This window comes from Sulfurimonas sp. (assembly GCF_028714975.1).
In the GTDB taxonomy this organism is placed as follows: domain Bacteria; phylum Campylobacterota; class Campylobacteria; order Campylobacterales; family Sulfurimonadaceae; genus Sulfurimonas.
In genome coordinates this window covers 40341-52973 of the sequence record NZ_JAQTLH010000012.1, presented here as the reverse complement: position 1 = coordinate 52973, position 12633 = coordinate 40341, and the positions used below count along the sequence as shown (strand labels likewise).

The 12633-nt window shown below is 36.7% G+C and carries 13 protein-coding genes; 4 read left to right on the top strand and 9 right to left on the bottom strand.

What is annotated here, in order from left to right:
• The first annotated feature begins 116 nt into the window (after positions 1-116).
• The gene (gene nusA / locus PHQ93_RS09925) at positions 117-1259 is read left to right on the top strand and encodes a transcription termination factor NusA (protein ID WP_299943861.1); all 1143 of its coding nucleotides are present in this window, start codon (positions 117-119) and stop codon (positions 1257-1259) included.
• 88 nt (positions 1260-1347) lie between these two features.
• On the opposite strand, the gene PHQ93_RS09920 is transcribed toward nusA, so the two are convergent.
• Both PHQ93_RS09920 and PHQ93_RS09915 read right to left on the bottom strand, forming a co-directional pair.
• Positions 1348-2307, bottom strand: coding sequence for an ABC transporter permease (locus PHQ93_RS09920; RefSeq protein WP_299943855.1), 960 nt, complete (start codon positions 2305-2307; stop codon positions 1348-1350).
• Positions 2308-2415: 108 nt separating this feature from the next.
• The gene (locus PHQ93_RS09915; RefSeq protein ID WP_299943852.1) at positions 2416-3726 is read right to left on the bottom strand and encodes a hypothetical protein; all 1311 of its coding nucleotides are present in this window, start codon (positions 3724-3726) and stop codon (positions 2416-2418) included.
• Between the two features lie 156 nt (positions 3727-3882).
• Here PHQ93_RS09915 and PHQ93_RS09910 point away from each other — a divergent pair, with 156 nt between their 5' ends.
• Positions 3883-4236: a hypothetical protein gene (locus tag PHQ93_RS09910; protein ID WP_299943849.1), complete on the top strand. Its 354-nt coding sequence runs from the start codon at positions 3883-3885 to the stop codon at positions 4234-4236.
• 77 nt (positions 4237-4313) lie between these two features.
• On the opposite strand, the gene PHQ93_RS09905 is transcribed toward PHQ93_RS09910, so the two are convergent.
• The 5 genes from PHQ93_RS09905 to gap all read right to left on the bottom strand — a co-directional run bounded on the left by PHQ93_RS09905 (position 4314) and on the right by gap (position 8910).
• Positions 4314-4979, bottom strand: coding sequence for a TorF family putative porin (locus tag PHQ93_RS09905; RefSeq protein ID WP_299943846.1), 666 nt, complete (start codon positions 4977-4979; stop codon positions 4314-4316).
• A 144-nt stretch (positions 4980-5123) separates the two neighbouring features.
• A complete protein-coding gene (fabI, locus tag PHQ93_RS09900; RefSeq protein WP_299912213.1) occupies positions 5124-5945 on the bottom strand; it encodes an enoyl-ACP reductase FabI in 822 nt (273 codons plus the stop codon).
• A 19-nt stretch (positions 5946-5964) separates the two neighbouring features.
• Positions 5965-6672, bottom strand: a complete 708-nt coding sequence (locus tag PHQ93_RS09895) for a triose-phosphate isomerase (protein ID WP_299943843.1) — start codon at positions 6670-6672, stop codon at positions 5965-5967.
• Positions 6673-6674: 2 nt separating this feature from the next.
• On the bottom strand, positions 6675-7874 hold the full coding sequence (gene pgk, locus PHQ93_RS09890) for a phosphoglycerate kinase (protein WP_299943840.1): 1200 nt from the start codon (positions 7872-7874) through the stop codon (positions 6675-6677).
• Between the two features lie 37 nt (positions 7875-7911).
• Positions 7912-8910: a type I glyceraldehyde-3-phosphate dehydrogenase gene (gap, locus tag PHQ93_RS09885; protein ID WP_299943837.1), complete on the bottom strand. Its 999-nt coding sequence runs from the start codon at positions 8908-8910 to the stop codon at positions 7912-7914.
• 66 nt (positions 8911-8976) lie between these two features.
• Between gap and nadD the strand changes: the two genes are divergently transcribed.
• Together nadD and rsfS are read left to right on the top strand one after the other, a co-directional pair.
• The gene (gene nadD / locus PHQ93_RS09880) at positions 8977-9507 is read left to right on the top strand and encodes a nicotinate (nicotinamide) nucleotide adenylyltransferase (RefSeq protein ID WP_299943834.1); all 531 of its coding nucleotides are present in this window, start codon (positions 8977-8979) and stop codon (positions 9505-9507) included.
• Positions 9508-9529: 22 nt separating this feature from the next.
• Positions 9530-9865, top strand: coding sequence for a ribosome silencing factor (rsfS, locus tag PHQ93_RS09875; RefSeq protein WP_299943831.1), 336 nt, complete (start codon positions 9530-9532; stop codon positions 9863-9865).
• Positions 9866-9901: 36 nt separating this feature from the next.
• Here the strand turns inward: rsfS and mltF are convergent, their stop codons facing one another.
• Positions 9902-11311 (bottom strand): membrane-bound lytic murein transglycosylase MltF, encoded by a 1410-nt coding sequence (gene mltF, locus PHQ93_RS09870; RefSeq protein ID WP_299943828.1) that lies wholly within the window; start codon positions 11309-11311, stop codon positions 9902-9904.
• Positions 11312-11345: 34 nt separating this feature from the next.
• A complete protein-coding gene (locus PHQ93_RS09865; protein WP_299943825.1) occupies positions 11346-12620 on the bottom strand; it encodes an ArsS family sensor histidine kinase in 1275 nt (424 codons plus the stop codon).
• Between the last annotated feature and the right edge of the window lie 13 nt (positions 12621-12633).

Here is a 12633-nt window from a genome sequence, read left to right as displayed (position 1 = left end):
AAATCGTATTAAAGATGATTTTATGCTATTTTGGTATAATGTCATAACTTCATAAGAAATCCCTATATTTTTTAACACTGTTTTTTTATGAGACAACCCTGTACAAGGATACAATAATAGAAAAAATTTTAGATATAGTCGAAGCAATTGCGCATGAAAAAGGTCTCAACCCTGAAAAAGTAACCGAAGCTTTAAAAGCGGCATTTATTCAAACGGCAAAGAGAGTTATAAACCCGAAATTTGCTTTTGAGGCAGTTATAAACAACCAAACAAAAACTATTGATATCATTCAAACAATTACCGTTGTAGAAGATAATGATGAAAAACTTCAAGATCCAAATATCGCTCCGGCTTATATCTCTATAAAAGAAGCAAGAGGGTATGATGACCAAGTAGAACTTGACGATCAACTTCAAATCCCGCATGATTTAGAACAGTATGGCAGAACAGCCGCATCGTCGCTTCATCGTGAGATAGAGTATCATATTCAAAGATTGGTAGAAGATGAGATTTTTAACAAATACAAATCAAAAATCGGTACACTCGTCACAGGCAGAGTTACTAGAGTCGATCCTCAAAATGCAACTTACATAGAAATTGATGAAATCAGAGCCGTACTGCCGATGAAAAGCCGTATAAAAGGTGAGAAATTTAAAGTCGGCGACCACTTAAAAGCAGTAGTCCGTCACGTAAATATGGACAAAGACAACGGCATCCAAATCGAACTATCACGCACTTCACCAAAATTTTTAGAAGAGCTTTTGGCACTTGAAGTTCCTGAAATTGCGGATGGAACCGTTATCGTAGAAAAAAGCGCTCGTATTCCCGGCGAGAGAGCTAAAATAGCACTTATAAGCACACACCCTCAAGTAGACGCCGTTGGTGCTACCGTGGGCGTAAAAGGTGTTCGTATCAATGCCGTAAGTCAGGAGTTAATCGGGGAAAATATAGATTGTATAGAGTACACATCTATTCCTGAACTTTTTTTATCAAGAATTATGAGCCCTGCTATCATATCTGCCGTTGAAATTATAAGAAATGAGAACGGTGAGGCTACCAAAGCGATTATTACGCTTCCATCGGATCAAAAATCAAAAGCTATCGGTAAAAACGGCATAAATATCCGTTTGGCGTCAATGTTAAGCGGATTAAACATCGAACTTGTTGAAAATGATAGTAAGATAGGCAAAACTATCGAAAAGAATGAGCCGCAAAAGCAAAAAGATGGTGTTGATGCATTAAAAGCATTGTTTAACTGATTAAATACTCTAAATAAATAAAGATTGCCGCGCTTCGCTCGCAATGACAGGCGCGGCAATCTTAAAAGAATAACAACAAATTTTATTTTTACTCTCTCTTCATATACGGATTTAATTTTAGCAGTATCAAATCCGCAATCATATTCCCCAAAAGCGTTAAAAATGCCGTTATCATCAAAGTGCCCATAATTATCGGATAGTCACGACTCAGAGCACTCATAAAAAAGAGCTGACCCATCCCCTCAATGCCGAAAATAGACTCTAAAATCACACTGCCGCCTATAAGCCCCGGCAAAGACAATCCCAAAAGCGTAATTATCGGCGGAAGCAAATTCGGCAATATATAGTAACGAAGCAGCTTTTTTTTATCAAGCCCGCGAGATAAGGCAAAGTAGTAGTAATCGCTCTTTAGTATCTCCAGAGTTAGGGAGCGGATATAGATTATCATGCTTCCAAGACCGACAAATATCATAACTCCGACCGGCAAAACCAAGTGCCATGCCATGTCAAGATAGTAAGAAAATCCCTCTTTTGGCTCGATTGAGTGCAATCCTGCTATGGGAAACAGATTTAAAGTTAAAGAAAAAAAGATTATAAAAAGCAGTGCTAAATAGTATGACGGCATAGAAAAAGAGACAAGTGATATCTGACGAATAATATAATCACTCTTTTTTTCATAGTTTAGAGCCGATTTTATCCCCAGATATAGAGATATAACAAAGACGGCGACAAGTGCAATAATATTCATAATCAAAGTAACAGGAAGTCGCTTGAATATCTCTTTTGCAACATCTTGACCGCTTACAAAAGAGATACCGAAATTTAGTGAAAAAAGATTTACAACCCAGTCGATATATTGCTGCGAGAGTGATTTATCAAGCCCGTAAACAGCCTTTAGTACGGCTATGGCTTCCTCCGTCATATTTGGATTTAACTCGCCTGCCCCAAAAAAACTATTAGGTGCCGCATGAATCGCCAAAAATGAAATTATAGAGATTAGAAACAGCATAAACAAAATATAAGAGATTTTTTTCAGTAATTCCATCATAAAGAAATTATAGCAAAAAGTTTATAAGAGCGCCCATTTTCTCCAAAAACAGGAAGGAGAAAAGAGAAAATGGGCTGTTTTAAAGGATAATTCTAATATGTAGCACTATTAGAAGTTATATGTTAAATAGACTTGAACATCTGTACTTTTTACATCGTTTGCATTGTTAAGCGCATCCGTATCTGCAAAGATAAGTGCCAACGAAGTATCAAGCGGTCCAAAAGATTTAGAAGCAGCAACGGTAATCTCTTTTACTTTTTTCTCTTCAAATAGAGTTAATCCTGCACCTTTTGGCGCTATGTCTGCAGCATAAAAACCGGCAAGAAGTCCTATATCAGGACCAACTTTTGTTTGAGCAGTAATACTATAAGAATCAGCACCTGCTGCAGATACTAAACCACGATTCCACCACATTTCGGTATATAGCTTAGATTGTCCGCCTTTAGTAGCAAATGAACCAGTTGCAGTGTTTGCCACACCTAAAAGACCGTCATCGTCGATTGAAGAGTATGCAACTTTAAAAGTAGCAACATCTTTCATCTTATAACCTAACATTGCGGCGTATCCTGTCGTATCAGCCGATGGCGCTGCATCTGCCTTGGTATTCATATATTGAACACCTGCTAAAATACCGTCTATATTTAAATCAGCTTGTAGCCAATATGCTTTAGCAAGTCTCACCATATCATAATACCAAGCTTGAACAGTTAAAGGTTTAACCGAGTTATTTACGATACCGTACGCATATGTACCGTTTGTACCGAATGTACTAAAAGCTCCTTTAGCAGCAACATAACCCGCCGCAGCCAAACCTAAATTATTTAAGCTACCCGCACCGCCTTCACGCAAACTTGCTCTATCATCTGCACTGCCGTTTGATTTACCGATGTAAGTAGCAACTAAAGTAGTATCTTTTATGCTTTGGTTGATTAAAACAACCGCTTCAAAAGTGTTTTTATCAACACCCCATTTTTCAGTAAAAGCAAGCGGCGTATCAAGCGATTGACGACCGATTTTTACCGTAGTATCAAATGCGCTGCCTGCAAGCCATACTTCATCAACCCACATAGCGCTTTCAACTTGAGCACCACCCGCAAAAGATGCACCGCTAGAACCAGCCGCAGTATGAGCGTTTGACCAAACGCTGTCGACTAAGTTATGCTCAACGCCTAAAGTTGTAACTACTTGCATACCTACACCGGCAGAAACGCCTTTTGTCAAATCGGTAGTTAAATCTGCACGAGCGGCAAAGTTAGTGTAGCCTGAATCTTTAGTAAACATACTCGGCGAATTAGCTGCGTCAGAATCTTGCGTTCCATAATACAATTTAGCATTACCTGAAACTTTTGTGTTTTCAATTGCAAATGCACTTGAACCTATTAGCATTGCTGCTATTAAACTTAATTTCGTTAATCTCATTTTAACTCTCCAAATTTAAAAATTGCCAACATATTGTCAACAAAATGTCAATACATTGTCAGCATAATGTCACATTTATCTTTAATTTAAGATTAACTTATAGAAAAGTATTAATATTTTTATAATATTTTGGAATTATTTATGTATACTTGCACTATGAATAATTTAATATTAGCTATATCGGCGGTCGTACTTTTAACTTCCTGCAGCAAGGTAGACGGTGCAAATCCATCACAAAACAGGGCTTTGAACAGTATCTCAGGGGAATTGGAAAATAAAAAAAGCAGCTTTTTGCAAAATAAGCTTGATAGTTGGGTAAAAGAGGAGTGGACTCCTACGGTTGAAAAAAATGAAACCATCAAAAAGAAAAATGAGGATGAAAGTAGAAATTTTGTTTTGCAAGAGTATGTAGATAAAATGGGAGTTTATAACAAGGAGCATAACTCAACTACAGCAGAGTCTCACACGCAAAAAATATCTTCTATGCCTATCATAGGAGATGTAAAATAAATTATAGGATGGGGGCTGCAAGGGACATTTGCCCCTGCAGTTAAAACGGACTCGTTCGTTTTAATGCGTAATATCAGTTAAAACCTAAAGGTAACCGTACCTACAATATTCTCTTCATCAGCAGCGGAATCAATTCCATGGTTAAAGTCAATATACGTAATGCTTAACTCAAATTTTTCAAATGCTCTGTTTAATCCTATGGAGTAGTATGTACCAATATTGTGATAGTCGCCGTAATTAGCACTAAATCCTACATCGTAAGGCAATTTAGCCGAAGCACCGATTTCCCAAAAATCTTGAGGATTTAAATTATTAGTTTTAATACTCTTGTTATATTTCGCTTTTACGCCAAATTTTTCCCACTCTTTACTTAACCCGAAATATACATCTGCAAAGTTGTATTCATTTGACATATTAGGATAAGAATATTCAATAGCACCGATATCAAAACCGATTCCGGCTAATTCACTCTTGTATCCACCGTAAATATCCGCTTCTAAAGAGTTTTTCGTATCTCCAAAATCAACATTTGATCCCCAAACGCCTACATATAAACCTTTATACTCTAAGTCGACTCCGCCTTGAACAGCAGGGCTGTTCTTGGTTTGAGTCATACCTCTAAATATGTAGTTACTTGTAATTGCCATATTTGCACTTATGCCAAAATCAGATTTTTTTTCTTCTTCTGCAAATGCCATCGTCGTAATAAGGGCTACTGATAAACTAAGTTTAATAAATTTCATTTCATATCCTTTTTCTAATGAAGAGATTATGACATATTGATTTTATTATGAAGAGGGATAATTGATTAAAAATTAGGCAATATAGTGCCCATTGGAAAGTGGCAGTTTAACTCTTTTGGTAAGAGTTAAACTGCATTAAAGTTATTATTTAGCAGCATCCCAAGAGAGAACAGTTTTACCATCCTCGTTAACTTCGGCAGCAGCCATTCCCATAATGTTATATCCTGCATCTACATAGTGGATTTCACCAGTCACGCCTGATGCCAAATCACTCAAAAGATACATAGCCGAATTACCGACCTGCTCCGTTGTTACATTTTTCTTCAGCGGTGAATTAATCTCATTCCAATTAAGAATCTGTTTAAAATCACCGATTCCCGCAGCTGCAAGAGTTCTAATAGGTCCCGCAGAGATTGCATTAACGCGTTGACCTTTTTTACCCAAATCAACAGCCATATATCTAACCGTTGATTCAAGTGCGGCTTTTGCTACACCCATAACATTGTAGTTTACTATATATTTCGGGCCGCCTAGATAAGAGAGAGTAAGAATTGAAGCATCATCGCTTAAAACAGACTCTAAACGGTTTGTTAAATCTATCAAAGAGTAGACGGAGATATCCATCGCAATAGCAAACGCTTGCTTTGTAGTCTTCATAAACGGCTCGCTGAGTGCTTCTTTTGGAGCAAACGCAACAGAGTGAACTAAAAAGTCAATCTTTCCGAAATCTTTCTCTATCAAACCTGCGATTTTTGACATATGCTCTTCGTTTGAGACATCAAGCTCATAAACTTTATCACTGCCAAAACTCTCTGCCAACGGCTCTACTCTCTTTTTTAATGCATCATTTAAGTATGTAAACGCTAACTCCGCACCTTGCTCGTGACAAGCTTTTGCTATTCCGTACGCTATTGATTTGTCATTTGCAAGTCCTACTATTAAACCTTTTTTGCCCTTCATTATCATCTTTATATATTCTCCTTGATTATTTATTTAATTTTTCTGCATACTCGCACATTGTACAAAAATGCTCCACATATAACGCTGCACTGCCTACTAAAATACCGTCTACGCCTTCAAGTGCCAAAACCTCTTTTGCATTTGTAACTTTTACGCTTCCTCCATAAAGAAGAGGTGCGCTTGATTTGGCTTTTAACTCTTTATGGATAGCTACAATATCTTCTAAAGTCGGTGTAAGCCCAGTTCCGATTGCCCAAACCGGTTCATACGCAATAATTAGATTTTCATATGTAACATCTATCCCCGCATACTGCTTGGATATATACTCCATCATCTTTTCGTGTCCCGCTTCTCTAACCTCAAGAGGCTCTCCGACACAGTAGATGATTTTAAAACCGAGTTCTTTGTAAAAATCAAACTTTTTTACAAGCATCTCTTGAGTTTCGCCTATAACATGTCTTCTTTCGCTATGCCCGATTAAAATAGTTTTTATGCCAAACTCTTCTAGCTGTTCATATCCTATTTCGCCAGTAAAAGCGCCGTTTATAGTCGGATACGCGTTTTGCGTCCCAATGGTTACTCTTCCTGAATGTCGATTTAAATTGGATATTGCAGGAAAAACTAAAACCTCTTGCGAGATACTATTTTTATCTAAAAAATTTTCTACCTCTTTTATATACTTAACACTTTTTTCTCGTGTTAGATTTGTTTTTAAATTCGCTGCAATTATCAAAATCAATCCTCTTCAATCATTAAAGATGCTACACCCGGCAAGATTTTGCCCTCTAATAGTTCTAGCGAAGCACCTCCGCCTGTTGAGATAAACGTCATCTCGTCGTCTACTCCGATTCTTTGAACAAGATCGGCAGTATCACCGCCGCCGACGATCGTCGTAGCATAGCTATCGGCTACGAAATTAGCTATTTTGTTTGAGCCGCGTGCAAATCTATCCATCTCATAAACGCCCATAGGTCCATTCCAAAGAACAGTCTGTACATCGCTTAAAACTTCTCTATATAGTCTTACGGTGGCAGGTCCGATATCTAAGCCCATCCATCCTTCAGGTATCTCTTGAACGGAGACCAGCTTGCTTATAGCATCCTCCGAAAACTTCTCCGCCGCTACGACATCTACCGGAAGATAAAATTTAACTCCCAGTTTCGTAGCCTCTTGCATAACACGACCCGCTTCTTCAAGCAAATCATCCTCTACTAGTGAAGCACCTATATCATACCCGAGTTTTTTTAAGAATGTAAACGCCATTCCCCCGCCGATTAATACCTTATCGACTCTAGGAAGCAAGTTAATCAACGCTTCAAGTTTACCGGATACTTTTGAGCCGCCGATAATAGCTGCAAACGGGCGAACAGGATTTTGTATAATTTTACCTAAAAACTCTATCTCTTTTTGTAGTAAAAAACCGGCAGCTTTATGTTTGTTGTCAAAATAATGAGTTATTCCCTCAACCGAAGAGTGTGCTCTATGACTTACGCCAAAAGCATCATTTATGTAAAAATCCGCCATAGATGCCAATTTTCTTGACAACTCCGCATCATTTTTCGTCTCACCCTCTTCATAACGAAGATTTTCAAGAAGAAGAACTTCACCTGACTTAAGTGCAGCGGCTCTGCTTAATGCATCTTCTCCTATAACATCTTGCGCAAGCGCTACTTCTCTCTTTAGCAGATGGTGAATTCTTCTAGCCACCGGAAGCAGTGAGTACTTAGCAACGACCTGACCGTCGGGGCGACCGAGATGGGATGCCAAAACAACCGCACAACCGTGATCTAAACAATAGTTAATGGTAGAGAGCGCCGAACGAATACGGCGGTCATCGGATATATTTCCGAACTCATCCATCGGGACATTAAAATCACATCGAATAAAAACTTTTTTACCCGCTAAATCCAAATTTTTTATATTTAAAAGTTCCATATATCTCCAAAAATTTTATTTTAACAAAGCGTTAGTTCTACTTAGATATGTGCAGAGCCATATCTATAAGTCTTGTCGAGTATCCCCACTCATTGTCATACCATGCCATAACTTTTACCATATCGCCGTCAATTACCTGAGTTAAATCCTCTGCAACGATTGAACTGTATTCGCATCCGACGAAGTCTTGGGAAACTCTCATCTCTTTATCTATCAAAAGAATACCTTTTAAAGTTGTATTTGCAGCTTCATTCATAACGGCATTTATCTCTTGTTTTGTTGTTTTTTTATTTACTACGACATTTAAGTCCACCATCGAGACATTCGGCGTAGGAACGCGAACGCTTTGTCCGTGAAGTTTGCCTTGAAGCTGAGGAAGAACCAAACCGATTGCTTTTGCGGCACCCGTAGTTGTCGGAATCATATTTATTGCTCCGGCACGGGCACGGCGTTTATCTTTTGAGTGCTTTACATCTAAGATATTTTGGTCATTCGTGTATGAGTGAATAGTCGTCATAAGACCTTTTTGGATTCCAAAAGCATCATCAAGCACTTTTGCGATAGGTCCAAGGCAGTTTGTAGTACAAGAAGCGTTTGAAACGATGCTTTGTCCTGCGTAAAGATGCTCATTCACACCCATAACAAAAGTAGGCGTATCATCTTTTGCAGGTGCCGAAAATAGAACTTTTTTTATGCCGTTATCGATGTGAATTTGCGCATCTTCTTGACTTAAAAAAACGCCCGTACACTCTAAAACTATATCTGCACCGCACTCGGCAAATTTTAAATTTTTTGGATCACGATCACTAAAAACTCTTATTTTTTTGCCGTCAATCGTAATGTTTTCACTATCTAGTTGAACTACATCATGTCCGAATGTCCCATGAACAGAATCATTTTTAAGAAGATAGAGCATCATATCGATAGTTGCCATGTCGTTTATAGCCACTATTTCTACATCATCTCTAGTTGCAGCTATTCGGGCCACGCAGCGACCGATTCTACCAAATCCGTTAATTGCTATTTTTAGCGCCATCATATTTCCTAATTAAAATAAAAATTGGGCAATTTTACCTAAACTTAGTTATAATTCGCTTTAAATATGGATACAATCGCACTTTTTGGCGGCTCTTTTGACCCGCCGCATATCGGTCATGAGGCTATTGTTAAGGCTTTGAGTGAGTTCAAAGATATTGACAAAGTTATAGTAGTGCCGACATTTTTAAATCCGTTTAAATCTCAATTTTATGCCCCCGCATCTCTTAGGGTAAAATGGCTAAAAGAGATTTTTAGCGACTATAATAATGTTGAAGTCTCAGAGTATGAAGTTCTTCAAGAAAAAAAAGTACCTACTATTCAAACGGTTAAACACCTTTTAAAAAGTTATAAAAAAATATATCTTGTAATCGGTGCCGACAATCTTGCTTCACTCCACGAGTGGAACAGATATAATGAGCTTAGGGATTTAGTTACTTTTATTGTCGTTCCCAGAGACGGGATTGAAATTTCACAAGAGTTTTTAAGGCTTAATATTGATGAAAAAGTTTCATCGACAAAACTTAGAGAAGAGATTGAAATTTCAAAACTACCGAAAAAGTGTGCAAAAGAGATATATAATTTTTATACCGAATAAAATTTGGCATTAAGGAAAACAATTGCAAAGCAGAATAGAAAAAATAACAGAAGTTTTAGACAAAAACAAAGCAGAAAATATTGAAGTTTTTGATCTTAGAGAAAAGAATTACTTTGTTGATTATGCGATTATTGCATCATCACTCGGTTCAAGACACACATCGGCTCTACTTGATCATCTAAAAAATGAACTCAAACCGGCAGAAAAATTTAACAATGTCGATGAGAGCAGTGACTGGATTGTTGTTGATTTAGGTGATATTCTTATACACATTATGACACCCGAGTACAGAGTCAAGTATGACATGGAGAGTTTTTTAAGCTCTTTAGCCGACGGCAAAGAGGGCACGCCTCTTTAATTTTATGCTTGAGTTTTAAAAAACTCAAGTTATTAACTACTGTGCTGCTTTACTTAATAGTTTTTCACTGCTATTTTTTTGTAAAATATCCATGTAGCTATATATCGCTTCAACATATTTAACCGCTTCACTTCCTCTTGCATATCCGTGTTTTAATGTCGTATGATATTTCTTCTGAGAAAGAAGCGGCAGCACTTTTTTCAAATCAGCCCAACTGTTTTGGTTTAATCCCATCTGCTGTGCTAATTTTTGAGCATCTAAAACATGCGCCTCTCCGATATTGTAAGCAACAAGCGCAAACTTTAAACGATCCTCTCCGACTACTTCGTTTGAAACGGTTTTCATTATCTGATTTAAATGTTTTGCTCCGCCTAATATACTCTGCTTAGGATCTACCCTATCTCTCACTCCTAAATGTTCTGCGGTATCTTGTGTAAGCATCATAAGTCCTCTTACTCCGGTATCGCTTCTAGCATTTTCATTCCAATGCGACTCTTGATATGACAATGATGCCAATAATGAAAAAGGTATTTCATACTTTGTAGAAGCCTCTTGAAAATATTTTTCATATTTTGGCAGTACGGTTTTTGCTTTTTCGTTAAACATTGCAGTATCGTTATAATTGAAAAATAGTACATAGCTATAGTAACGATCTTTTAGTTGTGACATCTCTTTGCTTTGATTAAAAGAGTTTAACCAAGAGTACATATCCTCTTTGAGTTCTTTTGCGTCTTGAGCTAAAACCCATGCTTGTTGTGTACGGCTGCTTATATCAAATGCAAGTGCTATATTTTGAAAATAGCGCTGATTTAGTACATATATGTTTGAGTCCACTATGGTACAGTCTATCTCGTTTGAATCGACTTTTGCAATCAGCTCTTCAGTCGAATACTCCGAAGTGTAAGTTGCATTTATATCAAACCCTTCAGTTTTTAACAATTCTATGGTTTCACTATAACTTGTACCTTCTCCTACAACAATTTTAAGTCCCGTTAAATCATCGACATTATTTGGAAATTTGCCGTTTAACAACATTTTTTTATGGCAAACAACTTGTTCTTGAGCTTCAAAATAGGATGGTCCGAAATTAAAATTCTTTTCTCTCTCTTTAGTCTTTGAGAGTGCTGCCGATGTGATATGAATATCCGGATTTTTACTAAGCTCAAGCGCCTCTTTTGTAGTATTTGCGGTAGTAATATTTAACTTAACTCCCAAATGTTTTGAGTAAGCATCAAGAAGATCATATTCAAAACCTTTTGATCCGTCCGAACCTATATAATATGTTGAGGATGAGTTTAGCAATACTACATTGAGAATTCCTCCCTCTTTTATCTTTTTTAATGTTTTTGTCTTGGTTTCTTTTTGCACACCCTGATATAATGTATGGCTTATCCAACCGAAAATAAAAAAATATATTGCAAAAAAAGCGATTGTCGATTTTTTCATATAACTGTTCATCCTAATTATTTAGACTTAAAATTCATACAAATATAAAACGGTTGAGACCGTTTTCATACTCATGTGCTAAGACTTGACCGTGAGCTTTTAAAATAGAATCAACTAAATATAGTCCGAGTCCGAAACTATTTTTTGACGGATTGTCTTTCGTAAACGGCTCTATGTAATACTGCAAAGGATGTGCTATACACGCTCCTTTACTTTCAAAAGAGAGTTCATTATTTTTTATCAAAATCTTTACATGCGCATCAGTTGAATATTTGATACCGTTGTCTATCATATTTTTAATAGCCGTCGTATATAACCTATAATTTACATTGATTTTATGCGTTGCATCAACTTCAATAGTCACGCTGCTTCTCTCTATCATCGCCATATCGATGGCACCGTCTATTATATCTACCAAACGGTACTCTTTAACCTCAGTTTTATCTCCTAAACTTGTGACTTCCTCTATAAGTGCAAATTCATTAATCAGTGACTCTAAGCGACCGAAAATAGAACTAAACCTATCTCTTTGTTTTTGAGATTCTAACATTTGAGTCGCGATTGTTCCCTTTGCAATAGGAGTTTTAAGCTCATGCATAATATTTCTTAAAAAGAGAGTTCGTGAATCTAAAATATTATTAATCTTCCCTCTTGTTGATTCAAGTTCATTTGAAATCAATGAAATTTCATCGCACCCTTTTGTTTTAAAAGAGACATTCATATCTCCGTTACCATAAAGTGCGATTTTCTTTCTAAGTCTGATAAGCGGACGCAACTTTTGTAAAATCAATGCAAACGAAAAGGTGAGAATCGCTATTATTAGCAAATATGCGTAGGCAACATTCCAATATTTATACGGTTTTAACTCTTCATCTAAAATAAGTACGGAAGATGACGGAGATTCGATGTAAAAATATATATTTTTATTAAACTCCAACATATTTACTTTTAAATCGGTAACAACTTTTTTAGTATAAAGACCTTTTTGCGAAAGCATAAAAGAAGCGTCAACATTTTTAAAATCTTTTTTCTTTAAAACTTTTGCATTTTTTAAAATAACATCTACAACTTTTCTATCTTTTTCCAGCACAAACTCATATATAGCCAAATTTGCTTCAAGCATAATTTGAGAAGTAACTTCTTGTTCATGTTGACGGAATATTTGAGTGATTATCGCATGTTTTGTAAAAATATGATCTATATAGTGCTGTTTATTGAGTTGAAAAAACTTCCAAAACACGACACTTACACTCACTAAAGTAACAGTGAGTGCAAATAAGACAGTTATTAAAACGGCATGTTGACGCATTGGTTTATCTCCT